At 55.1% G+C, this 24900-nt stretch carries 20 protein-coding genes, 1 tRNA gene and 1 other annotated feature; of the genes, 19 read left to right on the top strand and 2 right to left on the bottom strand.

Annotation, left to right across the window (positions count from 1 at the left end; genetic code table 11):
- Nucleotides 1–134: 134 nt before the first annotated feature.
- Nucleotides 135–1715 carry a DEAD/DEAH box helicase gene (locus NOS26_RS11525; RefSeq protein WP_074786758.1) on the bottom strand — a complete coding sequence of 527 codons (1581 nt, stop codon included), beginning with the start codon at nt 1713–1715 and terminating at the stop codon, nt 135–137.
- Between the two features lie 239 nt (nt 1716–1954).
- Nucleotides 1955–2201 (top strand) — a binding site (T-box leader).
- Between the two features lie 76 nt (nt 2202–2277).
- Here NOS26_RS11525 and NOS26_RS11520 point away from each other — a divergent pair.
- From NOS26_RS11520 to NOS26_RS11480, 9 genes are all read left to right on the top strand, one after another.
- Nucleotides 2278–4020: a 2-isopropylmalate synthase gene (locus NOS26_RS11520; protein WP_074786756.1), complete on the top strand. Its 1743-nt coding sequence runs from the start codon at nt 2278–2280 to the stop codon at nt 4018–4020.
- A gap of 139 nt (nt 4021–4159) precedes the next feature.
- Complete coding sequence (gene leuC / locus NOS26_RS11515; RefSeq protein WP_074786754.1) at nt 4160–5419, top strand: 3-isopropylmalate dehydratase large subunit; 1260 nt, start codon at nt 4160–4162, stop codon at nt 5417–5419.
- A 3-nt stretch (nt 5420–5422) separates the two neighbouring features.
- The gene (locus NOS26_RS11510; RefSeq protein WP_014016471.1) at nt 5423–5911 is read left to right on the top strand and encodes a 3-isopropylmalate dehydratase small subunit; all 489 of its coding nucleotides are present in this window, start codon (nt 5423–5425) and stop codon (nt 5909–5911) included.
- 1 nt (nt 5912) lies between these two features.
- Nucleotides 5913–6983 (top strand): 3-isopropylmalate dehydrogenase, encoded by a 1071-nt coding sequence (leuB, locus tag NOS26_RS11505; RefSeq protein ID WP_074786752.1) that lies wholly within the window; start codon nt 5913–5915, stop codon nt 6981–6983.
- Between the two features lie 337 nt (nt 6984–7320).
- Nucleotides 7321–9591, top strand: coding sequence for a type I DNA topoisomerase (gene topA / locus NOS26_RS11500; RefSeq protein ID WP_074786750.1), 2271 nt, complete (start codon nt 7321–7323; stop codon nt 9589–9591).
- A complete protein-coding gene (trmFO, locus tag NOS26_RS11495) occupies nt 9581–10906 on the top strand; it encodes a methylenetetrahydrofolate--tRNA-(uracil(54)-C(5))-methyltransferase (FADH(2)-oxidizing) TrmFO (protein WP_074786748.1) in 1326 nt (441 codons plus the stop codon). The genes topA and trmFO overlap by 11 nt, the downstream gene beginning before the upstream one ends.
- A complete protein-coding gene (gene hslV, locus NOS26_RS11490) occupies nt 10906–11445 on the top strand; it encodes an ATP-dependent protease subunit HslV (RefSeq protein ID WP_027895071.1) in 540 nt (179 codons plus the stop codon). The genes trmFO and hslV overlap by 1 nt, the downstream gene beginning before the upstream one ends.
- A gap of 15 nt (nt 11446–11460) precedes the next feature.
- Entirely contained in the window at nt 11461–12864 is a 1404-nt protein-coding gene (hslU, locus tag NOS26_RS11485) for an ATP-dependent protease ATPase subunit HslU (RefSeq protein ID WP_027895070.1), read from the top strand.
- A gap of 12 nt (nt 12865–12876) precedes the next feature.
- Entirely contained in the window at nt 12877–14103 is a 1227-nt protein-coding gene (locus NOS26_RS11480; RefSeq protein ID WP_054336789.1) for a class I SAM-dependent rRNA methyltransferase, read from the top strand.
- A 39-nt stretch (nt 14104–14142) separates the two neighbouring features.
- Here NOS26_RS11480 and NOS26_RS11475 read toward each other — a convergent pair whose 3' ends face one another.
- On the bottom strand, nt 14143–14457 hold the full coding sequence (locus tag NOS26_RS11475; RefSeq protein ID WP_014016478.1) for a DUF898 family protein: 315 nt from the start codon (nt 14455–14457) through the stop codon (nt 14143–14145).
- 92 nt (nt 14458–14549) lie between these two features.
- Here NOS26_RS11475 and NOS26_RS11470 point away from each other — a divergent pair.
- From NOS26_RS11470 to NOS26_RS11425, 10 genes are all read left to right on the top strand, one after another.
- Nucleotides 14550–14633: transfer RNA gene (locus tag NOS26_RS11470), tRNA-Leu, on the top strand.
- Nucleotides 14634–15024: 391 nt separating this feature from the next.
- The gene (locus tag NOS26_RS11465; RefSeq protein ID WP_014016481.1) at nt 15025–15654 is read left to right on the top strand and encodes an ECF transporter S component; all 630 of its coding nucleotides are present in this window, start codon (nt 15025–15027) and stop codon (nt 15652–15654) included.
- A 271-nt stretch (nt 15655–15925) separates the two neighbouring features.
- Complete coding sequence (locus tag NOS26_RS11460; protein ID WP_036204639.1) at nt 15926–16966, top strand: rod shape-determining protein; 1041 nt, start codon at nt 15926–15928, stop codon at nt 16964–16966.
- 2 nt (nt 16967–16968) lie between these two features.
- Nucleotides 16969–17889 (top strand): rod shape-determining protein MreC, encoded by a 921-nt coding sequence (mreC, locus tag NOS26_RS11455; RefSeq protein WP_014016483.1) that lies wholly within the window; start codon nt 16969–16971, stop codon nt 17887–17889.
- Complete coding sequence (gene mreD / locus NOS26_RS11450; protein WP_014016484.1) at nt 17886–18395, top strand: rod shape-determining protein MreD; 510 nt, start codon at nt 17886–17888, stop codon at nt 18393–18395. Before mreC ends, mreD begins: the two co-directional genes overlap by 4 nt.
- Nucleotides 18396–18412: 17 nt before the next feature.
- Entirely contained in the window at nt 18413–20314 is a 1902-nt protein-coding gene (gene mrdA / locus NOS26_RS11445; protein WP_014016485.1) for a penicillin-binding protein 2, read from the top strand.
- A gap of 43 nt (nt 20315–20357) precedes the next feature.
- Nucleotides 20358–21185: an AAA family ATPase gene (locus NOS26_RS11440; RefSeq protein ID WP_014016486.1), complete on the top strand. Its 828-nt coding sequence runs from the start codon at nt 20358–20360 to the stop codon at nt 21183–21185.
- Between the two features lie 9 nt (nt 21186–21194).
- The gene (gene rodA, locus NOS26_RS11435; RefSeq protein ID WP_014016487.1) at nt 21195–22298 is read left to right on the top strand and encodes a rod shape-determining protein RodA; all 1104 of its coding nucleotides are present in this window, start codon (nt 21195–21197) and stop codon (nt 22296–22298) included.
- Between the two features lie 24 nt (nt 22299–22322).
- Nucleotides 22323–24212 (top strand): TIGR03960 family B12-binding radical SAM protein, encoded by a 1890-nt coding sequence (locus tag NOS26_RS11430; protein WP_230579048.1) that lies wholly within the window; start codon nt 22323–22325, stop codon nt 24210–24212.
- Nucleotides 24187–24897, top strand: coding sequence for a TIGR03936 family radical SAM-associated protein (locus NOS26_RS11425; protein WP_014016489.1), 711 nt, complete (start codon nt 24187–24189; stop codon nt 24895–24897). The genes NOS26_RS11430 and NOS26_RS11425 overlap by 26 nt, the downstream gene beginning before the upstream one ends.
- Nucleotides 24898–24900 lie beyond the last annotated feature (3 nt).

Below are 24900 nucleotides of genomic sequence, written 5' to 3'. Positions count from 1 at the left end.
GGGGCGCCCATACCGGGCGCCCGCGCGAATTCTGTGAACAGCCTGTGCTGTATTTGTGCATATTTTCGGCAAACGAATCACGCCAAACGAACCACAAAAGGAGCTGTCGCTTTGCGACAGCTCCTTTTTTCACATCAATCCTTAAAATAAGGTTTGAATACGGAACGGTTCGGTTCTTTATGCTGTTTATTTTCACGGCGCTGGTTGTTGCGGGAATTATTGCGGTTGTTGTCCCGATTCTTGGGAGCGAAATGGCGGCGCCGTTCACCGCGGTGTTCACTGTTGCCTTCACCGTCGTCTTTGCGGTTGCGGCGGTCTCCCCGGCGGTCGTTACGGTTGTAGCGGCGGTTATTGCGGTCGCCGCGGTTGTTGCGGCTGCGGTGGACGCGGAGCGGGGCTTCTTCGGTGATCTTGACTGGCGTCGTGTCCGGTTCTTTCGTCAAGAGCTTGATGGCAGCGGCTACGAGGGCGGCCGAGTCGTAGTTGGACAGGAGTTCTTCGGCATTTTCTTTGTACGTCCCGAAATTGCCTTCTTCTGTCGTCGTGATCAGGCTGCGGATGGCTGCCTGCTGGGCGCCTTCCAAGGCTTCCGAGAAGGTCGGTGCCTTGCGGCGGGTGATGCGGCGCTTGATGAGTCGTTCGATGGTCCGCAAGTGTTCCATTTCGCGGGGAATGACGAAGGTCGTCGCTTCGCCGCTCTGGCCGGCACGGCCGGTACGGCCGACGCGGTGGACGTAGCTTTCCGGGTCCTGAGGCAGGTCGTAGTTGAAGACGTGGGTGACGCCGCTGATGTCGAGGCCGCGGGCGGCAACGTCTGTAGCGACGAGGATGTCGATGGTCTTTTCACGGAACTGGCGGATGACCGTGTCGCGCTTCGCCTGGGTCAAGTCGCCGTGGATGCCTTCAGCCGAGTAACCGCGCTTCTTGAGGGCTTCCGATACTTCGTCGACGCGGCGCTTGGTGCGGACGAAGATGATAGCCAGGTCCGGTTCCTGCAGGTCCAGGAGACGGCAGAGGATGTCGAATTTCTGGCGGTCCGGCACTTCGATGTAGGACTGTTCGATGAGGTCCATCGTGACTTCTTTGGCCTTCATGCGGATAATGAGCGGGTCGTGCAGGAACGTTTCGGCCAGCTGCTGGATCGGTTTGGGCATGGTAGCCGAGAAGAGCAGAGTCTGGCGCGTGTTCGGCGTAGCGGCCATGATGAGGTTGATGTCATCGATGAAGCCCATGTCCAGCATTTCGTCGGCTTCGTCGAGGACGATCGTCGTAATGTGACTTAAATCGATGGTGCCGCGTTTCATATGGTCGATGAGGCGGCCCGGCGTAGCGACGATGATCTGCGGGCATTTGCGCAGGCGGCGCAGCTGGCGTTCCATATCTTGGCCACCGTAGATCGGCAGGGCCTGGATGTTGGTGAACTGGGCCAGGTGGTTCAGTTCTTCGGCGACCTGCATGGCCAGTTCACGCGTCGGCGACAGGACGACGGTCTGGATATCCTTGGACGGTTCGGCTTTCAGGATTTTTTCCAGGACCGGGATGCCATAGGCAGCGGTCTTACCCGTACCGGTCTGGGCCTGACCAATCATGTCGCTGCCGCTCATGGCGACAGGAATCGATTCAGCCTGGATTGGCGTCGGTTCTTCAAAGCCCATTTCGTTGAGAGCGCGGATAATGACTTCGCTAATATTCAAATTTTGGAATTGTTCTAACATGTACTTCCTCCTTGTTGTGTAACTTATTTATTATAGCATTAATCAAGGGAAAAAGATAGGGGCGGGAGTATAGGAGAAGACTTGCATAAAGATAAACGTTAAACCTGATTTTACTGGTTTTTCTTAAATAAAGTACCACGTTTAAGTTAAAAATATTCGGAAAAGTTCTGGAAAAAGCCTTGCAAATTACAAAAGGGTATGATAACATACAAAGCGTCAACAGACAAACAATCCAAAATAAAAATGCGTTGAAGAGAACTAGTAAGTTCCGGAATGTTTCCAGAGAGCTGCCGGGTGGTGTGAGGCAGCAGCGGCACGGAACAGAACTCATCTCTAAGCAGCTCGCTGAAACAAAAGGAGTAGGTGGAGCCGGGGCCTGGCCGTTAACAGACAGGAGGGTATCGACAGTTGTCCGTACCTGTAGAGAGCCTATCTTCGGATAGGAATTAGAGTGGTAACGCGTAAGTATAATCTTTCGTCTCTTTGAGACGGAAGATTTTTTTATTTTGATTGTGTAATGATTTATTTTAAATTTATTTCATAATCATAGGAGAGATGCAGTATGAAAAACGTAGAACATTACAAAAAAGGTTACTTTATGCCCCCCGTTGTCGATATGTCCTGGACACAGAAAGAATATCCCGATAAAGCGCCGATTTGGTGCAGCGTCGATTTGCGCGATGGTAACCAGGCCCTCATCATTCCTATGAGCCTTGAAGAAAAGATTGAATTCTATAAAGTCTTAGTCGGTATGGGGTTCAAGGAAATCGAAGTCGGCTTCCCGGCTGCTTCGGAAACGGAATTTGAATTCCTGCGCTACTTAGTTGATCACGATATGATTCCTGATGATGTCACGGTCCAAGTCCTGACCCAGGCTCGCGAACACATCATCCGCAAGACCTTCGACGCCCTGAAGGGCGTCAAGAACGCTATCGTCCATGTTTACAATTCCACGTCCTTTGCCCAGCGCCAGCAGGTCTTCCGCAAATCGAAGGAAGAAATCAAGCAGATTGCCGTTGACGGTGCGAAATTATTACAGCGCCTGACGGACGAAGCCGGTGCCAACTTCCGCTTTGAATATTCGCCGGAAAGCTTCACCGGTACGGAACCGGAATATGCTTTGGAAGTTTGCAACGCCGTCCTCGATGTTTGGAAACCGACGGCTGACCGCAAGGCCATCATCAACCTGCCGTCGACGGTACAGATGTCCATGCCTCACGTCTTCGCTTCGCAGATTGCCTATATGTCGCAGAACTTGAAATACCGGGACAACGTCATCTTATCGGTTCATCCCCACAATGACCGCGGCACAGGCGTTGCCGATGCTGAAATGGCTATGCTCGCCGGCGCGGACCGCGTTGAAGGGACTCTGTTCGGCAATGGTGAACGGACGGGCAACGCCGACATCGTCACCATCGGCATGAACATGTATGCCTTAGGCGTCGATCCGGGCCTGGATTTCTCCAACATGCCGAAACTGGTGGAAACGTACGAACGAGTGACCCGCATGCATGTCCATCCGCGTCAGCCTTATGCCGGCCAGCTGGTCTTCGCCGCTTTCTCCGGTTCCCATCAGGACGCCATCGCCAAGGGCATGCATTTCCGCGAAGAAAACAACGAACAGTACTGGACCTGCCCGTATCTGTATATCGACCCGCATGATGTGGGCCGCACGTACGATGCCGACGTCATCCGCATCAACAGCCAGTCCGGCAAGGGCGGCGTAGGCTTCATTATGGAACAGAACTACGGCATCGATATGCCGAAGAAGATGCGCGAAGACTTCAGCTACTTCGTCAAGGAAGTTTCGGACCACAAGCATCAGGAACTGAAACCGGCCGAAATCTACGACGTCTTCCAGAAGAATTACCTCAATGCCGAAACGCCGCTGAAAGTCGAAGACTTCTCGCTCAAGAAGAAAGGCGACAAATGGGTCGGCAAAGTCCTGGTCCGCGCCAACGACCAAGAAGTCGTCCTCGAAGGGGCTGGCAATGGCCAGCTGAACGCCGTCAGCAACGCTGTCTGCAAAGCCTATGGCATTGAATTCAGCAACCTCGTCTACAGCGAACACGATTTGGACCGCGATTCTGATTCCCGCGGCATTGCTTACTTCGGCCTGACTGATAAAGCCGGCCATACGACCTGGGGCGCTGGCGTCGATACGGACACCATCACGGCTTCTATCTTCGCTTTCATGACGGCCATTAACCGCATGGACGGCATGGCCCAGCGCGTCAAGTTCCGGGCCCTCAAATCCACGCCGGACACGATCACGGCCTTCAAAGCCACGTCGGGTCAGCATTAAAGCTTGATGCTTGAGGTTTGATGTTTGACGTAAAATCACTTACATCAAACATCAAACCTACCACATCAAACTTAAATATGATAGCGATTCACTATATTATAACTTTCAGAGTTAATTAGCATAAGGAGTGTATATACATATGGGTATGACGATGACGCAGAAGATTCTGGCAAAACATGCCGGCGTCGACTCGGTGAAACCGGGTGATTTAATTACTTGTAATCTCGATATGGTCCTTGCCAACGATATTACGGCTCCTCCGGCCATTGCACAATTCGATAAGATCGGCAAGCCTGTTTTCGATAAGACCAAGATTTCCCTGGTTCCCGACCACTTCACGCCGAACAAGGATATCAAGTCGGCCGGCTTGGCCAAGATCGTCCGCGATTTTGCCAAGAAGCACGGCATTACGCATTACTTTGAAGTCGGCCGCGTCGGCATCGAACACGTCCTCTTGCCGGAACAGGGCATCGTCGCTCCGGGCATGCTGACCATCGGCGCTGATTCCCATACCTGTACGTATGGCGCTCTCGGTGGTTTCTCCACCGGCGTCGGCTCGACGGACTTAGGCGTTGCCATGGCGACGGGCAAGGCCTGGTTCAAGGTCCCCGATGCCATCAACGTCCACCTGACGGGCACGAAACCGGACGACATTACCGGGAAAGACGTCATGCTGACCCTTATCGGCATGATTGGCGTCGACGGTGCCCTCTACCAGTCCCTGGAATTTACTGGCGAAGGCGTCGCAGCCCTGGATATGACCGACCGCTTCACCATTGCCAACATGGCGATCGAAGCCGGTGCCAAGAACGGCATTTTCCCCGTCGATGAACAGACCATCGCTTATGAAAAGGGCCGCGTCCCCGATGGCTACGATATCGTCACGGCCGACGCCGACGCCCATTACAGCCGGACCGTCGAAATCAACTTGTCCGAATTAAAGCCTGTCGTCGCCTTCCCGCATTTGCCGGAAAACACCAAGGTCATCGGCACTTTCGGCGACATCAAGATCGACCAGGTCGTCATCGGGTCCTGTACCAATGGCCGTCTGGAAGATCTGAAAATCGCTGCAGATATTTTGAAAGGCCATAAGGTCCATCCTGATGTGCGCTGCATCGTCATTCCCGGCAGCCAGCACGTCTATATGGAAGCCATGAAGGCTGGCTATATCGAAACCTTCATCACTGCCGGCTGCGCCGTTTCGACGCCGACCTGCGGCCCCTGCCTGGGCGGCTACATGGGCATCATGACGGCTGGTGAAAAATGTGTCTCCACGACGAACCGCAACTTCCGCGGCCGAATGGGTCACGTCGACAGCGAAGTTTACCTGGCTGGCCCGCAGGTGGCCGCAGCCAGTGCGATTCTCGGCAAGATTGCCGCACCGAAGGAGGTCCGTTAAATTATGACATTAGAAGGAAAAGTATGGCGCTACGGCGACAATATCGATACAGACGTAATCATCCCGGCTCGTTATTTGAACAGCTTCGACCCGAAGGAATTGGCCACGCACTGCATGGTCGACATTGATGAAACCTTTGCCGGTAACGTAAAGGAAGGGGACATCATGGTCGGCGGCCACAACTTCGGCTGCGGCTCGTCCCGTGAACACGCGCCGATTGCCATCAAGGCTTCGGGCGTTCCCGTCGTCATTGCGGCCAGCTTCGCCCGCATCTTTTACCGCAACGCCATCAACGTCGGCCTGCCGGCCCTGGAAATCGGCGACGACGTCGAAAAGATCAAGGCCGGTGACATCCTTTCCATCGACCTCAGTACGGGGAAGATCATCGACAAGACGACGGGCGATACTTTCCAGGCCCCGCCGCTGCCGGGTTTTATCCAGGATATCGCCCAGGCTGGCGGCTTGATCAATTACGTAAAGGAGTCTAAGTAACATGGCTAAACATATCGTCGTCATCCCCGGCGACGGAATCGGGGAAGAAATCACGGCAGGTGCCGTCAAAGTTTTACAGAAAATCGATGAAGTCTGCCACATTGGCCTGACTTTTGAAAAGAAACCGGCTGGCGGTACGGCCTATGACCTCTGCGGCTCGCCGTTGCCGGAAGATACGATTGAAGCGGCTAAGAAGGCCGATGCCATCCTCTTCGGCGCCGTCGGCGGCGACAAGTGGGATAACGTCGACCCGAAACTGCGGCCGGAACAGGCTGTCCTGGGCCTTCGCAAGGCTTTGGGACTTTATGTCAACCTGCGTCCAGTCAAGGTGCCGGAAGTGCTGGCTGAATACTCGCCGCTCAAACCGGACATCGTCACCGGCACGGACGTCCTCATCGTTCGCGAACTCGTCGGCGGCATCTACTTCGGTGACCGCTGTGAATCGGAAATCCATAACGGCGTCGAACGCGCCTGGGACCTGGAAAATTACAGTGTTCCTGAAGTACAGCGCATTAGCAAATTTGCCATGAAAGCGGCTCAGAAACGCCGTCATAAGGTCACGTCCGTCGACAAGGCCAACGTCCTGGCTACGTCCCGCCTGTGGCGCCGTACGGTCATCGACGTCGCCAAGGACTATCCCGATATCGACTTGAATCATTTCTATGTCGACAACTGTGCCATGCAGCTGGCCCTTAATCCTAAACAGTTCGACGTCATCGTCACGAGCAATCTCTTCGGCGATATCCTCAGCGATGAAGCGGCCGTCCTCGGCGGTTCCATTGGCATGATGCCGTCGGCTTCCATCGGCGAAATGACCAGCCTCTACGAACCGATCCACGGTTCGGCACCGGACATCGCCGGCCAGGGCATTGCCAATCCCTGCGCGACCATCCTCTCGGCAGCCATGCTCCTGCGCTACTCCTTAGATGAAGACGCAGCGGCCGACAAGATCGAAAAAGCCGTCGATGCGGCCTTAGCCGACGGCTGGCGCACACCGGACCTCTACAAAGAAGGCTTCAAGAAAGCCGACACCCAGCAGATGACCGACGTCATCATCAGCAAAATTCAATAAATCGTTTGGCTGCAAACTGCTAACTTAATACTCAAAAAGAGGCTGTTGCATGAAGCTTTTTGCCATCATGCAAGGCCCTTTTCTCTTTAATGTTTGAGGTTTGATGTATGATGTTTGAGGTGATTGCTTTAAATTTAAAAACATCCACATCAGACATCAAACTTTCAACTTCAAGCTCAAAAAGGAGCTGTCACGATGCGACAGCTCCTTTTTTGCACCTATATTATAGTATTAAAGAGAGTCACACCTTGAAAGGTAGCGGCGAATAGTGTATGATGGAAAATAGTTTAAGTACATTTTCAGATTTCGTGTACAGCGAGAGGCAGGATGGAGATAGATGTTAGAATTTCCGATTAAACGCACGATCATTATTGATGATTCCAAAAAGAAGAAGCGAGGCCGCAAGAAAAAAGGCGACGGTGAGAAGACCGTCATCCACGGCACAGTCAATCTGCCCAAGAAGGAACCGCTGAAGAAGCTGGATCCGCTTCCGAAGAACGCCAAGAACCTGGTCATCGTCGAATCGCCGGCCAAGGCCAAGACGATTGAACGCTTTTTAGGCAGCGGCTATAAGGTCATGGCCAGCCGCGGTCACCTGCGCGATTTGCCGCGCAATCAGTTCGGTGTCAATATCGAAGACGGTTTTGTACCGACGTATACCAATATGTGGGATAAGCGCAAGCTCATCGAAGACTTGCAGAACGAATACATCCGCTCGAAAAAAGTCTATCTGGCAACGGACCCGGACCGCGAAGGGGAAGCCATTTCCTGGCATTTGGCCCATTTGCTGGAAATCGATCCGCACGATAAGTGCCGCATCATGTTCCACGAAATTACTAAGAAAGCCATCATCGAGGCCATCAAGGACCCGGAACCGATCGATTTGAAGAAAGTCGACGCCCAGCAGGCCCGCCGCGTCCTGGACCGCATCGTCGGCTATAAATTGAGCCCTCTCCTGTGGAAGAAAGTCTGCAAGGGCCTCAGCGCCGGCCGCGTCCAGTCCGTCGCCGTCCGCCTCATCTGTGAACGGGAAGAAGCCATCAAGGCCTTCGTACCGGAAGAATATTGGACCGTCAGCGGGACCTATACGACGGAAGACGGCCTGACGTTGCCGACGGAACTGACCAAGATCGACGGCAAGAAGGCGGAAATCCCGACACAGGAGGCAGCCGAAACCATTGCTCACGACCTGACCTGGGAAAACCGCGGCGAAACGCACGACCCCGATATGATCGTAAAAGTCGAAAAGCGCAAGCGCAAACGCCAGCCTCAGCCGCCGTTCACGACGTCGACGATGCAGCAGGAATGTGTCAGCAAGCTCAATTTCGGTGCCAAGAAGACCATGATGCTGGCTCAGCAGCTCTATGAAGGCCTCGATATGGGCGACCAGGGCCATGTCGGCCTCATCACCTACATGCGTACAGACTCGGTCCGCATCAACGACGACATGGTCCAGGCTGCGCGGGAATTCATTACGTCGAACTATGGCGAAGAATATATCCCGGAAAAGCCCCGCGTCTACAAGACCAAGCAGACCAGTCAGGATGCGCACGAAGCTATCCGTCCGACGTCGCTGGAACTGACGCCGTACAAGGTGTCGGAATTTCTGTCCCGCGACCAGCTGCGCCTGTATACCCTCATTTGGAACCGCTTCCTGGCCAGCCAGATGGAATCGGTCGAAACGGAACACATGGCCATCATCATCAACAGCGGCCGCTATGAACTGCGGGCTGCCGGCTACAAGGTCCTGTTCAAGGGCTTTACGGAACTTTACGAGGACGCCAAAAAGGACAAGACCCTGGCCGAACTGCCGCACATCTCAGCCAATACCGTCGTCCACAACCAGGCGGTCACGCCGCAGCAGCATTTCACTCAGCCGCCGGCCCGCTATACCGAAGCCAGCCTGATCAAGACGCTGGAAGAAAAGGGTATCGGCCGGCCGAGTACGTATGCGCCGATTATGGATACCATCCAGAACCGCAATTACGTAGAAAAGAAGGACAAACAGTTCGTCCCGACAGAACTGGGCGTCATCATCGTCGATTTACTGAAAAAATATTTCGCCCAGATCATCAACGTCGGCTTTACGGCCCACATGGAAGAAGAACTGGACGCCATCGAGCAGGGCCAGGATACGTACCGCCACGTCCTGCAGGAATTTTATGATATTTTCAAACCGGAAATGGACGAAGCCGAAGAAAAGATGGAAAAGGTCACGATTTCTGGCCAGGATTCGGGACAGGTCTGTGAACTCTGCGGCGCGCCCATGGTCTATAAATTCGGCCGTTTCGGCAAATTCCTGGCTTGCTCTAATTTCCCGGAATGTCGCAATACCAAGGCCATTGTCGAAGACTTGGGCATTACTTGTCCCAAGTGCGGCAAGGGGACGCTCATCAAGCGTAAGTCCAAGCGGGGCCGCGTCTTCTACGGCTGCAGCCAGTACCCGGAATGTGACTTCGTCCTCTGGAACCAGCCTGTCGACAAGAAATGCCCTGTTTGCGGCAGTATCATGATCGTCAAACATTATAAAAAAGGGCCTGATAAGATTTTCTGCAGCAATGCAGAGTGTGAAAACCATAAAAAAGGTGAGGTAGTGAATGAAGAATAGTGTCTTAGTCATCGGTGCCGGCCTGGCCGGTTCAGAAGCTGCCTGGCAGCTCGTCCGCCGCGGCATCCCGGTGGAACTCGTCGAAATGCGGCCGGTCAAATCGTCGCCGGCACACCATACGGAATATTTTGCTGAACTCGTCTGCAGCAACTCCCTGCGGGCAGCCAATATCGAAAACGCCGTCGGCCTCTTGAAGGAAGAAATGCGTCGTCTGGGCTCGCTCATCATGGACGCAGCCGATACGCACCGCGTCCCGGCTGGCGGCGCCCTGGCCGTCGACCGCGTCCCTTTCAGCCAGTATGTGACGGAAAAACTCAAGGATCATCCTTTGGTCACTATCCGTCATGAAGAAGTGACGGAACTGCCGGATGACCAGATCTGCATCGTCGCCAGCGGCCCTCTGACCAGTGACGCCCTGGCCGATACCATCCGCCGCCTGACGGGGGAAGACTATTTCCATTTCCACGATGCCGCAGCGCCTATCGTCGCCGTCGACTCCCTGGACATGACCAAGGTCTACCGCGCGGCCCGTTACGGCAAGGGAGGCGCAGACTATCTGAACTGCCCTTTTACGAAAGAAGAATATGAAGCCTTCTGGCAGGCCCTGACGACGGCTGAATGTGCTGAGCTCCACGAATTTGAGAAGGACGACAGTGTCTTTGAAGGCTGTATGCCTATTGAAGTCATGGCCGGCCGCGGCATCGACACCATGCGTTATGGCCCGATGAAGCCCGTCGGCCTGGAACTGCCCGGCACGGGCGAATTGCCTTATGCCGTCGTCCAGCTCCGCCAGGATAATGGCAGTGCCACACTGTACAATATCGTCGGCTTTCAGACGCACCTCAAGTTCCCCGAACAGAAGCGGGTCTTTTCTATGATTCCCGGCCTGGAACACGCTGAATTCGTCCGCTACGGCGTCATGCATCGCAATTCCTACATCAATTCGCCGGAACTACTCTTGCCGACGCTGCAGCTGCGCAAGCAGCCGAATCTCCTCTTTGCCGGCCAGCTGACCGGCGTCGAAGGCTACTTGGAATCGGCAGCCATGGGCCTTTTGGCCGGTGTCAATGCAGCCCGCCTCCTGCAAGGGGAAGACGGCCTGACCTTTTCCAGGCGCACGGCCATGGGCGGCCTGAGCCAATATATCTCCAGCGGCCCGAACGACCATTTTCAGCCGATGAACATCAACTTCGGTCTCATGGAACCGCTGGGCATCAAGAAGCGCATGAAGAAGAAAGAAAAGAACGCCTTGCTGGCTCAGCGGGCGCTCGATGAAATCGAACAAATGAAGGGGGATTACCCATGTCTGAATTAATGTCTACTGAATTCCACGCTACTACGATATGTGCTGTCCAGCGCGATGGCAAGACGGCCATTGCCGGTGACGGCCAGGTCACGATGGGCAATGCTGTCATCATGAAGGGGACGGCCCAGAAAGTTCGCCGCCTTTACCACGGTAAGATTATCAGCGGCTTTGCCGGTTCTGTTGCCGATGCGTTCACCTTATTCGACCATTTTGAAGCTAAATTGAACGAACACAACGGCAACCTCGTCCGCAGCGCCGTCGAACTGGCCAAGGACTGGCGGTCCGACAAGATTCTCCATAAATTGGAAGCCCTGCTCCTGGTCGCTGACAGTCAGCGTATCTTGCTCATTTCCGGCAATGGCGAAGTCATTGAACCGGATGACGGCGTCTTGGCTATCGGTTCCGGCGGTAACTACGCCTTGGCTTCGGCACGGGCCCTTCTGCAGAATACGGACCTGTCGGCCCGGGATATCGCTGAAAAGTCCCTGCATATCGCAGCGGACATCTGCGTTTACACCAACCACAATGTCATTGTCGAAGAAATCTAAGAAAGAGGTATTTCTATGGAAAAAACAGAATTGACGCCAAAACAGATCGTGGCGGAACTGAATAAATACATCGTCGGCCAGAGCGAAGCTAAGAAATCCGTTTCCATCGCCCTGCGCAACCGCTGGCGCCGCAAACGCCTGAGCGAAGACATGCAGGATGAAATCATCCCTAAGAACATCCTGCTCATCGGCCCGACCGGTGTCGGCAAGACAGAAATCGCCCGCCGCCTGGCCAAGCTCGTCGGCGCACCGTTCATCAAAGTCGAAGCGACGAAATATACGGAAGTCGGCTATGTCGGTCGCGACGTCGAACAGATGATCCGCGACCTCGTGGCCAACGCCATCCGCATGGTCCAGGAACAGGAAAGCCAGCGCTATGAAGAAAAGGCTGAAGAAGAAGCCAACAAGCGCATTCTTCAGGTCTTCTGGCCGAAGAAATCCATCAAGGAAAAGGTCAAGAACCCGATGGACGTCTTCTTCAGCAGCGACGATGATGACGACGATACGCCGGAAGAACCGAAGCAGCTCGAAGAACCGAAGTCCGACCGCCGGCAGAAGATGTTTGAAGATATTTGCGCCCACAAGATGGACGACCGGGAAATCGAAGTCGAAGTGGCTGAACAGAACCAGGGTTTCCAGGGCATCCTGACGGGCAATTCGACGGAAGAACTAACCAATAACTTCCAGGAAATGCTGGGCAGCATCATGCCGAAAAAGAAGAAGAAAAAGAAGATGACCGTCGCCAAGGCCCGGGAAATCTTCAAGGAAGAAGAATTAGAAAAATGCCTGGACATGGACATCATCGTCGATAAAGCCATCGAAGCGACAGAAGAATCGGGCATCGTCTTCATCGACGAATTTGATAAGATCGCTGAAAAAGGCCACGCCAACGGGCCGGACGTCTCCCGAGAAGGCGTACAGCGCGACATCCTGCCCATCGTCGAAGGGGCCACGGTCAATACGAAATACGGCCCGGTCAAGACGGACCACATCCTCTTCATCGCTGCCGGTGCCTTCCACGTTTCCAAGCCGAGCGACCTCATTCCGGAACTGCAGGGCCGCTTCCCGATCCGCGTCGAACTCCAGTCCCTGACGGTCGACGATTTCCGCCGCATCCTGACTGAACCGAACCAGTCCCTGGTCAAACAGTACAAGGCCCTCTTGGAAACAGACGGCGTCACCCTGGAATTTACCGATGACGGTATCGACGCTATTGCCGAATACGCATACCGCGTCAATTTAGAAACGGAAAACATCGGCGCCCGCCGGCTGCACACGATTTTGGAAAAAATCCTCGAAGACGTAGCTTATGAAGCACCGGACATCGACGAAAAACACATCGTCGTCAACAAGGGATTCGTTTCGGGCAAACTGAACGACGTCGTCCAAAACGTCGACTTGAGCCATTATATTTTATAAAACGGGGGTACTATGAACCGACCTTATGCAAAATTAACGATTACGAAAAAAGGGGAACGGGCCGCCCGCAGTGGCCACCCCTGGGTATATGGGGAAGAAGTGACCCATGTCGAAGGCACGTATCAGACCGGGGACATCGTCGATGTCTACAGCGATAAGGACCGCTACCTCGGGACGGGCTTTGCCAATGATATTTCCAAAATCCGCGTGCGCATCGTGTCGCGCAATGCCAACGACCGCTTCGATGAAGCCTTCTGGCAGCGCCGGGTCAAGTACGCCCTGGATTACCGCAAGACCGTCATGGGCGATAAGGACTTTGCCTGCTGCCGCCTCATCTTCGGCGATGCCGACGATATGCCGGGGTTGACAGTAGACCGCTATAACGACGTCCTCGTCGCTCAGACTTTATGCTACGGCATGGACCAGGTGAAACCGGTCATCTTCAAGGCCCTCGTCGATGAATTGGCCGCTATGGGCGTCACCATCCGCGGCATTTACGAACGGAATGACGTCAAGGTCCGTAAACTGGACGGCATGGAAGAGTATAAAGGCTGGTATGAAGCGGACTTCCTGCCTCAGCCGGGCAGCGTCTTGACGACGATCGACGAAAACGGCATCCTCTATGATGTAGACGTCGAAAATGGTCAGAAGACGGGCTTCTTCCTGGACCAGAAATACAACCGCCTGGCTGTTGCCAAAATCGCCGCCGGCAAACACGTCCTGGACTGCTTCACCCATACCGGGGCCTTTGCCCTCAATGCGGCCAAGGGCGGGGCAGCCAGCGTCACAGCTGTCGATATTTCCCAGGAAGCCGTTGACATGACTAACGAGAACATCCGCCGCAACGGCTTGGAAGCCATCGTCACGGCCAAGCAGGCTAACGTCTTCGACCTCTTGACCGACCTGGCCGACCACAAGTGCCACGACTATGACTTCATCATCCTCGACCCGCCGGCCTTCACCAAGTCGGGCCATACCGTCCGCAATGCCATCCGGGGCTATAAAGAAATCAACTTGAAAGCTATGAAACTCCTGCCCCGCGGCGGTTACCTGGCGACCTGCTCGTGCTCGCACTTCATGCGCGACGACCTGTTCCGCCAGATGCTCCACGATGCCGCCAAAGACGCCGGCGTCCGCCTCCGCCAAATCGAAGGACGCCAGCAGTCGCCGGACCATCCCATCCTCTGGAACGTCCCGGAAACGAATTACCTGAAATTCTATTTGTTCCAGGTCGTATAGTGTTAAAAAGGCGCTGCCTTCGTGTGACAGCGCCTTTTTTTATTCTGCGAAATGCGTATGTTTGACCCGCCAGGCTGTCATCTTGTTGAACAGCCAGAAGCCATAGATGCCCAGCGTGATGAGAGTGAAGAACCACCATTTGATGTAGCTGCCGAAGAGCTGCAGACCTGTTCCATCAAAAGTGAGACGCTGGCCGTCGATAATCGTATTGCGGCAGATCCAGCGGCGGAACATGACTTCGCCCCAAGGGTAGGCGATTCCGAACGTACAAATCGTAATGATGACTAAGATGAGGCCATAGCCGATAAATCCGAGTACAGACCCTTCAAATTTCGATTCCCTTTGTAATAACATAACAAGCCTCCTTTATGATATGTATAGAAATATGATACCATATTTTTTGTTTGACCAATAGGAGGAAATCATGGTAAAATAAAAAGGTACTTGCGAGTGTGGCGGAATGGCAGACGCACCAGACTTAGGATCTGGCGCCTCACGGCGTGAGGGTTCAAGTCCCTCCACTCGCACCACCAATAGGGGCTGTCGCATGAAGCTTTTTGCTATCATGCGAGGCCTTTTTTCTTAAATGTTTGAGGTTTGATGTATGATGTTTGAGGCAATGGCTTTTAAATTTTGTCCCATCCACATCAAACTTTCAACTTCAAACTCAAAAAAGGCGCTGTCTTCGTGCGACAGCGCCTTTTGTATTATGCTCGTGTAAAAATTCACAATATTCCCAATTGCTATTGGCAAGGCCTGGCTAAATATGATATACTACGCGTGACACAGAAGGCAGGTTCTTTGATAGCGCCGGATTGGTACCGGGAACGGGCGGATACTGGCGCGGACCGGCCGTGTTTTTGTGTCTATTTGCTTGTTTGCGACTTGTATCTTGCGAGAGAGCGAGAACGGAGGAAAATCATGGGAAAACAGAATGCAGCTGGCACCATGCCGGCACAGCGCACTTTTTTGTCGATCCGGCAGTTGACAGTTGCCGGTTTTTTGTCGGCCATTACGATTTTTTTAGGCCTTACGGGCTATGGCTTCATTCCGCTGGTCATCATGAATGCGACGATCCTTCATATTCCGACGATTATCGGTAGCCTGACGGCAGGCCGCAAGGTCGGCATGATTGTCGGCTTCATGTTCGGCATTTTTTCTTTTATCCGGTCTTTACAGGCGCCAAGTGCCTTGCTCTTGTTCGCCGTTCAGTATAACGTCGTTGCCGATGCCTTCATCTGTATCATACCGCGCATCCTCATCGGCGTCATTGCTTTTGAAATCTATCGTCATCTGAAAATCCGCGAAGTATGGCGTATTGCCATTACGGCAGTCTTGACGACGGTCTGCCATACGATTCTCTTCCTCGGGTCCTTTACGGCCATCGTCGGCGTCCCCTATGCTGAAGCGCAGGGTATTCCCTTCATGAATGTCATCAACATCATGCTGGGCATCACGGCCGTCAATGGTATCCCGGAAGCCATCGTATCGGGCCTCATCATCACTCCTATCGTCATGGCCTTGCACCGCGCCGGCTTGAAAGTCGCGTAAGGGACGGGGCGCGTGGCTGTTTCGGCTGTCATGCACATGTGGGTGTATCCCTGTTTGAAGTTTGATGTTTGGAGCGATGGCTTTTAAATTAAAGACCATCCGCTAGCCACTAGCTGCTAACCACTTAAAAGGGTCTGTCGCACGTGCGACAGGCCCTTTTTTCCATTCCCTGAAATTAGTTAATGCGAAAAGGGGCGCAATGTGATAAAATATGGAATTGATGACTGTTCAACTAAGACAGAATATGCGAAAGGAATAGAAAGGATTTGTTATGGCTTCGATTTTTTCTCCATTAACTAAAAATATAGGGATTGATTTAGGGACGTCTACAACCCAGGTCTATGTGGAGGGCCGGGGCATCGTCCTGTCTGAACCATCGGTCATGGCGACGGACGAACGGAACAGCAAGATCATTGCTGTCGGCCGGGCCGCCGAAGACTTGTTATCCCGGTCACCGGAAACGGTGAAGCTCCATCGGCCGCTGGTCCACGGCGTCATCGCCGATTACAGTGTTACCCGGACCATGCTGGGGTATATCCTCAGCAAGTGCGTCCGCAGTGTCCAGCGCCTGCGCATTATGATCGGCGTGCCGTCGGCAGCGTCGAATGTCGAGAAGCGGGCCGTCATGGAAGCGGTCTACCAGGCCGGCGCGAAAGAAGCCTTTTTGATCGAAACGGCAGCGGCGGCTGCCCTCGGCGTCAACCTGCCCGTCTATGACCCGGTCGGCAACATGGTCATCGACATCGGCGGCGGTACGACTAATGTGGCCATGCTGTCCCTGGGGGGCATCGTCGTTTCCAAGTCGCTCCACTTGGGCAGCCTTGATTTCAATGCGGCCATCAAAGATTATCTGCGCTATCAGTACGATATCGTCACGGACGATACGACTATCGAGGAAATGAAAGTGACCAATGGTTCGGCGATCCTGCCTTTAGAGGACCGGGGCTATTACTTCATGGGCCGCGGCCTCGACGACGGTCTCCAGCGGGAAATGGCCATCAAATCGAGTGAGCTCTACCACGTCATCGGCAAGCCCCTTATCAAGATCCTCGACCTGGTCAAGGATGTCCTGCGGGAAACGCCGCCAGAACTGGCAGCGGACATCATGGAACACGGCATCGTCCTCACCGGCGGCGGCGCCAAGCTCAAGGGCATGGACCAGCTCTTTACGCAGGAACTGGGCGTGCCGGTCATGGTGGCCCCGGAACCGGAACTGGCCGTTGCCAAAGGCACGGGCATTGCCGTCGCGGATCGTGATAAGTTATCGGCCCTCGTCGAAGGGGCTCAGCGTATATATAGGAGGAGATTTTAAAATTGTTTTCGTTCGGTAAAAGAAGCGTCGTCTTCGTACTCATCTTATTCATCGTCATTGCGCTTGTCGGCTGGGCCTGGCGCCAGCGCGATTCCCTGCCGTTCATCACCAAGCCGCTGATGACGATCATGTCGCCTTTTGAATACGGTGCCAGCCGCGTCATGGACTCCCTGACGTCGAGCATCCACATTGTCGACATCAGCCTGAAAAACCGCATTGAATGGGAATCGCTGGAAAAAGAAAATGCCGACCTCAAGAGCCGGACTGTCGACTACGATGAAGTCGTAGCCGAAAACGACCGCCTGCGGGCGCTCCTCAATTTCAAATCGTCCCACAACCAGTACCAGCTTCTGGCTGGGTCCGTCATTTCCCGTGACTATGGCACGTGGACCAATACGATGATCATCGACGTCGGCAGCGGTGAAGGCGTCGAAAAGGATATGCCTGTCATCACGCCGAGCGGCGTCGTCGGCTTCATCAGCGATGTCTATCCTCATTCGGCTCGGGTCCAGCTCCTGACCGACCCGCGGACGAGCATCGGCGCCATCGTCCAGCGTCCGGAATCGCGGGTATCCTCTGTCGTCCGCGGTAACGGCAACGTACCGACGGAACCGCAGTTCGTCAACATCGCCAAGGACGCAGATATCCTGGAAGGGGATACACTGGTCACGTCGGGCTTCGGCTCTATCTACCCGAAGGGCCTGCCCATCGGTACCATCGTGTCGATCCATCAGAATGAAAATGATTTCGTAAAATATGCCGTCATTCGTCCCAGCGTCGATTTCTCCAAACTGGAAGAAGTCTTCGTCATCTTGAAGTCGGCCGACACCGGGTCTTATGAAAAACCGGAGGTTACGCCGAAACTCGTACCGCAGACGAATCGCGACAAAGTAGAAGGGATCAAAGGAGCCGCAGCCTTATGAAGAAACTGAACTGTATCATGACGGCTTTCATCGTCTTCATTTTGCAGAGCGCTGTCCTGCCTTTTATGTTTAACGGTGTGAGCCAGCCGAACCTCATCTTCGTCTTCGTCGTCCTCATGGCCCTCCATCACGGCCAGCGCATCGGCATCATCACGGCCCTGCTGGGCGGCTTTTGTCAGGACGTCATCATCGGCAATTTCTTTGGGATGCACCTCCTGGTCTACCTCATCGTAGCCCTGGTCTGCAGCTACCTGGGCCGGGATATCGACAAGGACCAGTGGGTCCTGACGCTGCTCATCGTCCTGGGCGCGACGGAAGTCGGCCTGGCCCTGACCTGCGGCTTCCTTTTCCTGGCCGGCCAGTACATCAATATTGCCGCCTACTTATTGGAATTCAGCATACCCATGCTTGTTTATCACGGGATCCTGGCCCTGCCCGTAGACCACATCGTCTGGCACTTGCGCCGTGAAGATGCTTTTTACGGGTTTCCCGGCTATCGCTGGTAAATGAAGGAGATTAATTTATGCTTGAAGCGTTACTGAAAAAGAAAAATCAAGATGGCCGCTTCCGGTATCTCTACTGGATCATCATCGTGATTTTCATCATACTCGTCAGCCGGCTGGTCTATTTACAGCTCTTTGCCGGTGAATATTACCACACTCTGGCCGAAGGGAACCGCCTGCGGGCTATTCCTATCGCAGCGATGCGCGGCATCATGTACGACCGCAATGGCCAGATCCTGGTCGGCTCGCGGCCGAGCTTCATGGTCACGTATGTACCGCCTAAAGAAGGCATGAGTGACGAAGAACTGCAGAAATTGGCAGGTATCCTCAACATGCCCGAAGATAAATTGCGGGAAAAGGTCCAGAAAGTCAAGAGTTCCTATGTGCCGACGGTCCTGGCCAATGATTTGACCCAGGATATCGTCACCAAAATCGAAGAACAGCGCAATGACCTGCCTGGCGTCTCTGTCGACGTTCAGCCGATCCGCTATTATCCTTATAAGATGATGGCTGCTCAGGTTTTCGGTTATGTCGGCCAGATCGATGAAGAAGATGCCAAGCGCCTGAAAGGCGTCGAAGGCGTGTCCAACATCACCCAGATCGGCCGGGCCGGCCTGGAAGCTTATTATGACGACCTCCTGCGCGGCAAGGACGGCGGCCGTCAGGTCGAAGTCGATGCGGCCGGCAGCCCGGTCAAGGAAATGGAACGGAAGGAACCCGTCGCCGGCCATAATATGCACTTGACCATCGACCTCTACCTGCAGCAGGCTACGGAACGGGCCATGGACCGCCAGATTGCCAATGGCATCGGCACCCACGGCATCGCCGCCGTCGCCGTCGACCCCAACACGGGCGCTGTCCTGGCCATGGCCAGCCGCCCGGCATACGACCCGAACTGGTTCACCCGGGGCATTACGGAAAAGGAATGGTCCCTCATTAACGACAATCCCAACCACCCCATGGAAAACCGCGTCATTGCCGGTGAATATCCGCCAGGTTCGACGTTCAAGCTGATCACCGGGTCGGCCGCTTTGGAATTGAAGAAAGTCACGCCTGATGAAATGATCTTCGACAGTGGTCGTCACTGGTTAGTCGATATGCGCAACGCCGGTGGCGAAGCCCTGGGCTGGATCAACTTCGTCGAAGCCCTGGCCAAGTCCGATAACGTATACTTCTACGAAATGGGCCGCCGCGTCGGCATCGACGAACTGGCAAAATACGCCCGTATGTTCGGCATGGGCAAGAAAACGGGCATCGCCCTGCGCGGCGAAGCACCGGGCCTGGTCGCCAGTGCGGAATATAAGAAGAAGAATTTCCACGATGAATGGTACCTCGGCGATACGTTCAACTCGGCTATCGGCCAGGGCTTCCAGCTGGTCACGCCGCTCCAGGCAGCGATGATCGTCAGCGAAGTCGCCAACGGCGGCATCCAGTACCGGCCGTTCATCGTCAGCCGTATCGACAATCTCGACGGCACGCCATATAAGATTTTCGCACCGGAACAGGTCGGCACCTTGTCCGTATCCAAATCGACGCTGGACTTGGTCCGCGAAGGGATGCGTAACGTTGCCGAAGAATCCGGTACTGCCGGTTCCTTGTTCGCAGGCTTCCCGATTCAGGTCGCCGGCAAGACAGGGACGGCGGAAAACTTCGGCGGCACGGACCATGGCTGGTTCGTCGCCTATGCGCCGTATGAACATCCGCGCATCGTCATCGCCGTCCTGACGGAACAGGGCGGGTTCGGCTCCCTGTCGTCCGGCCCGATTGTCCGTTCCATGCTGGAAGCGTACTTCCATGTCGGCGAATATGCCGAAGGCGCACCGAAGGATAAGGACAAGAACGGCAAAGATAAAAATACTAAAGCCGATAAGAACACCCACGATGGGAAGGGTGACAGTCAGCACGACAGTGATGACCGGTAAGCGCCGGTGACGGCTGCATCCCATCAGAAAGGAAAGTGATTTCATGTCCCAGCTCATCGCCATCGCCTCCGGCAAGGGCGGCGTCGGCAAGACCTTGATCACGGCGGCCCTGTCCGTCCTCTTGCAGCGCCGGGGCCATCGCGTCCTGGCGGCCGATGCCGATATGGGGCTGCGCAACCTGGACCTGCTCTTCGGTCTGGACGGCGCTATCCATTACGATGCCAGCCAGGCGGCGCGGGGCAAGTGCCTGCCTGGCCAGGCCCTGTTGACGGTCGTGCCGGGACTGGATTTCCTGCCGGCCAGCCAGAAACGGACCTGGGAGCGGGTCGATATCCCATCATACCAGTATGTCCTGGAGTCGCTATCTGCTTCTTATGACTATACGCTCATCGACTGCCCGCCTGGCCGCGATGGCGCCTATAAGGCGGCGACGGCCCTGGCCGATGACATCTTGTTCGTCGTCGGACCGTCGCCGTCGTCGCTGCGCGATGTGTCCAGGCTCATGCAGTATTGCGACCGGCAGAAGCGTTTTCACTACGACGTCATCCTCAATAATTTTTACGCCGACGGCCTCATCACCGCCGATACGGCCCAATCGTGCTTGCAGACCGGCCACCTCGCCGGTCTCTTGCCGCATGATGAAGGCATCGACCGGGCTGCCGGAGAAGGGCGGATTGCCAGCGTATCGGAATCGCTGCCGTTCTGTCAGGCCTTGTCGGCGACGGCAGACTGGCTGGAAACGGGGCAGGCCATCGACACGGCCGCGTTGACGGCCTTACTGCCGAAGCAGCTGGCCCGGCCTGTTTCATCGGGCCTGTCACTGCGCCGCCGTCGTCAGGAATGTCAGAATTGGCGCCACTATCGTCGATAGGAGAGAGAAATGTTTATTCAACGCGAATGGAAAAACTTAGATAAAGTCCTGCTCATCGTGAGCTTCCTCATCGTCTGCATCAGCCTGTGTATCATCGGCAGTGCGACGCATATCAACAAAGGGGCCATCAATTACGACTTCGTCGCCAAGCAGGGGGCGGCTTTCGTCGTCGACTTGATGATCATCCTCTTTTTCAGCCGCTTCGACTATGCGAAGCTGAAAAAATACGCCAAACCCCTGTACATCATCAACCTGCTCATGCTGGTCGCCGTCATGTTCGTCGGCACGTCGGCCCTGGGGGCCCAGCGCTGGATCCAGCTCGGGCCGATTACCCTGCAGCCGTCGGAATTTTCCAAGCTCATCATGATCATCTGCACGGCGTCCATCCTCAGCGACCGCGTAGGCCAGCTCAATACGTGGCGCCAGGTCCTGCCCATCGGCCTCTATGTCGGGATTCCGTTCCTGCTGGTCTTGAAACAGCCTGACTTGGGGACGAGTCTTGTCTTCCTGGCCATTACCTTTGGCATGCTCTTCGTCGGCCGCATCAAGATGTCCCTCTTGCGGAATGTCTTTTTGGCCGGCGTCGTCCTGGCGCCTGTAGGCTGGCATTTTCTCAAGGATTACCAGAAGTCCCGTATTACGGTCTTCCTCAATCCGAATGCCGACCCCTTCGGTGCCGGTTACCACATCATCCAGTCCAAAATCGCCATCGGTTCGGGCATGCTCTTTGGCAAGGGCCTCTTCCAGGGGACCCAGAGCCAGCTGAACTTCCTGCCGGAAAACCACACGGACTTCATCTTTTCCGTCATCGGTGAAGAACTGGGCTTTTTGGGCTGCGTCTTTCTCTTGTTCCTGTATTTCATCCTCGTCTATCGCGGCCTGATGATCGCCAAGGACTGCAAGGACAGCTTCGGCATGATGCTGGCGACCGGCGTCGTGTCCATGTGGGCTTTCCAGATACTGGTCAACGTCGGCATGACCTGCGGCATCATGCCGGTCACGGGGATTCCTCTGCCGTTCATGAGTTACGGTGTCAGCGCCTTGACGACCAATATGATGGGCCTGGGCCTGTTACTGAGTATTTACATGCGTCAACAGACGATGATTTTTTAACCCGCCGTGAAGGAGGAAACTAATTTGTCACATCCCGTGGAGATCGATCCGATTTTATTGAGCAAAGTCAGCAAGCCCGCCCGTTATGTCGGCGGCGAATGGAACAGCGTCGTCAAAGACCACGACGCCGTCAAGCTGACCGTTGCTTATTGTTTCCCTGACGTCTATGAAGTCGCCATGAGCCACCTGGGGCTGCGCATCCTCTATGCGCTCCTCAATGAACGGCCCGATGTGGCGGCTGAACGGGTCTATGCGCCCTGGCCGGATATGGAAGAAGTCATGCGCAGTCAGGGCTATCCGCTCTTTTCCCTGGAAACGAAGACGCCTGTCCGCGATTTCGACATGGTCGGCTTTACCCTCCAGTACGAAATGAGCTTCACCAACATCCTCAACATGCTCGACCTGGCCGGCATCCCGCTCTTTGCCAAAGACCGCGGCGACGATATGCCCCTGGTGGCAGCCGGCGGTCCCTGTGCCTATAACGCCGAACCCTTAGCCGATTATATCGACGTCTTTTTCCTGGGCGAATCGGAAGAATCGACGCAGGTCCTGGCCGATACGATCATCGCCTGGAAAGAGCAGGGGAAGCCTGGCGGAAAGAAGGGCCTGTTGAAACAGCTCTCCCAGCAGCCGGGCAACTACGTGCCGTCTTTCTATGAAGCCCACTACGATGACAACGGCGATTTCCAGGGCCTGACTGTGACCGAACCGGGGGCACCGGCAGAAATCGAGAAATGCGTCGTCTCCGATGTGGAACACGTCTTTTTCCCGACCAAGCCTATCGTCCCTAACATCGACATCGTCCACAACCGGGCCGTCCTGGAACTCTTCCGCGGCTGCAGCCGGGGCTGCCGTTTCTGTCAGGCCGGCATGCTTTACCGGCCGGTCCGGGAAAAATCGCCGGAACACCTGGCGGACCTGGCCAAACAGATCATCGCCAATTCCGGTTACAATGAAATTTCCCTCATGAGTCTCAGCTCGGCTGATTATTCGTGCCTGCCGGAACTGGTCGACCAGCTCCTGGATGAATTTAAGGGGCAGAAAGTCAGCGTCAGCCTGCCGTCACTGCGGGTCGACAGCTTTTCCGTCGACATCGCCAAGAAGGTCCAGCAGGTCCGCAAGAGCGGCCTGACCTTTGCGCCCGAAGCGGGGACCCAGCGCCTGCGCGACGTCATCAACAAGGGCGTCACCGAAGAAGATTTGCTGGCAGCCTGTGAAAATGCCTTCCAGAACGGCTGGTCCACGGTCAAGCTCTACTTCATGATGGGCTTGCCGACGGAAACCGATGAAGACCTGGCCGGCATTGCCGATTTGGCCTATAAGGTCCTCAACTTGTACCGCAAAGTGACCCACAAGAACAACGGCAAGGTCACGGTTTCCGTATCAAGCTTCGTGCCCAAGTCGCACACGGCCTTCCAGTGGTTCGGCCAGCTGCCCATCGAAGAAATCGAACGGAAACAGCAGTACATCAAGGGCCTTATCAACGACAAGCACATTTCCTATCACTACCATGACGCCAAGACGGGCCGCCTGGAAGCGACCTTCGCCCGCGGCGACCGCCGTATGGGCAAAGTCCTTTACCAAGCCTGGAAATTGGGCTGCAAGTTCGACGGCTGGACGGAAATGTTCGATTACGATATGTGGATGAAGGCCTTCGACCTGGCCGGCATCGACCCCGATTACTACGCGGCCCGGACGCGCAGCCTCGACGAAGCCCTGCCCTGGGACCACCTGAGCAACGGCGCTGCCAAGGCTTATTTGAAACGTGAATGGCAGAAAGCCACGGTGGCTGAACTGACCCACGACTGCCGCCGCCTGCCCTGTACGGGCTGCGGTGTCTGCCCGCACCTGGGCGTATCCATCATCGACAGAAAGGAAGGGGACGACCATGGAAAGACTACGTTTAGCTGTTAAGAAGGACGGGGCCCTGCAGTTCCTGTCGCACCTGGATTTTGCCCGGGCCGTGCGCTACGTCATTATCCGGGCCAAGCTGCCCATCTGTTATTCCGAAGGCTTCAATCCCCATATGAAGCTCAGTTTCGCCTCCGCCCTGGGCGTCGGCGTCTCGGCCGATGTGGAATACCTCGACATGGAACTGGCGGAAAAACTGCCTGTCCCCGACGTCATGGAACGGATGAACGCTATGTCGCCTAACGGCTTTGCCGTCCTCGACGGCAAGTACGTCGATGCCAAGGCGCCGAAGTTGATGGCCATTGCCAACTACGCCGTCTATACCCTGCGCGGCCCGCTGACGGAAGACCTCAGCCAGGACGGACTCAATCAGATCCTGGCGAAGTTCAACGACGCGCCCAGCGTCCTCTATGAAAAAGTATCCCATAAGGGTAAGCACCGCGTGCGGACCATCGACGTCAAGCAGCACGTCGTTGAAGCCGTCCACGGCAACGTCAAAGAGGGCAATGTCTATTTGACCGTCGGCATCTACCAGACCGGCGAAGGGGCCATCAAGCCGTCCCAGGTCTGGGAAATATTGGGTCATGAATTTGGCCTGCCCATCCATACGGACATGATGCTGGCCCGCCGGACGGGCATCTTCGTCCGCAAGGAAGATGGCAAGAAATATTCATTATTCGAGGGATAACAT

The sequence above is a fragment of the Megasphaera sp. SC8-1 genome (assembly GCF_024436295.1).
GTDB lineage: Bacteria > Bacillota > Negativicutes > Veillonellales > Megasphaeraceae > Megasphaera > Megasphaera elsdenii.
Note: the sequence above shows the minus strand (reverse complement) of the source record. Positions and strands in the feature narration are given on the sequence as shown.

Coding starts and splice junctions, on each gene's coding strand:
- rodA (WP_014016487.1), top strand. CDS start 21,195: ATGTTTATTCAACGCGAATGGAAAAACTTAGATAAAGTCCTGCTCATC.
- NOS26_RS11440 (WP_014016486.1), top strand. CDS start 20,358: ATGTCCCAGCTCATCGCCATCGCCTCCGGCAAGGGCGGCGTCGGCAAG.
- NOS26_RS11480 (WP_054336789.1), top strand. CDS start 12,877: ATGAACCGACCTTATGCAAAATTAACGATTACGAAAAAAGGGGAACGG.
- hslV (WP_027895071.1), top strand. CDS start 10,906: ATGTCTACTGAATTCCACGCTACTACGATATGTGCTGTCCAGCGCGAT.
- NOS26_RS11425 (WP_014016489.1), top strand. CDS start 24,187: ATGGAAAGACTACGTTTAGCTGTTAAGAAGGACGGGGCCCTGCAGTTC.
- NOS26_RS11525 (WP_074786758.1), bottom strand. CDS start 1,715: ATGTTAGAACAATTCCAAAATTTGAATATTAGCGAAGTCATTATCCGC.
- NOS26_RS11465 (WP_014016481.1), top strand. CDS start 15,025: ATGGGAAAACAGAATGCAGCTGGCACCATGCCGGCACAGCGCACTTTT.
- NOS26_RS11510 (WP_014016471.1), top strand. CDS start 5,423: ATGACATTAGAAGGAAAAGTATGGCGCTACGGCGACAATATCGATACA.
- mreD (WP_014016484.1), top strand. CDS start 17,886: ATGAAGAAACTGAACTGTATCATGACGGCTTTCATCGTCTTCATTTTG.
- mrdA (WP_014016485.1), top strand. CDS start 18,413: ATGCTTGAAGCGTTACTGAAAAAGAAAAATCAAGATGGCCGCTTCCGG.
- NOS26_RS11520 (WP_074786756.1), top strand. CDS start 2,278: ATGAAAAACGTAGAACATTACAAAAAAGGTTACTTTATGCCCCCCGTT.
- NOS26_RS11475 (WP_014016478.1), bottom strand. CDS start 14,457: ATGTTATTACAAAGGGAATCGAAATTTGAAGGGTCTGTACTCGGATTT.
- trmFO (WP_074786748.1), top strand. CDS start 9,581: ATGAAGAATAGTGTCTTAGTCATCGGTGCCGGCCTGGCCGGTTCAGAA.
- leuC (WP_074786754.1), top strand. CDS start 4,160: ATGGGTATGACGATGACGCAGAAGATTCTGGCAAAACATGCCGGCGTC.
- topA (WP_074786750.1), top strand. CDS start 7,321: ATGTTAGAATTTCCGATTAAACGCACGATCATTATTGATGATTCCAAA.
- leuB (WP_074786752.1), top strand. CDS start 5,913: ATGGCTAAACATATCGTCGTCATCCCCGGCGACGGAATCGGGGAAGAA.
- NOS26_RS11460 (WP_036204639.1), top strand. CDS start 15,926: ATGGCTTCGATTTTTTCTCCATTAACTAAAAATATAGGGATTGATTTA.
- hslU (WP_027895070.1), top strand. CDS start 11,461: ATGGAAAAAACAGAATTGACGCCAAAACAGATCGTGGCGGAACTGAAT.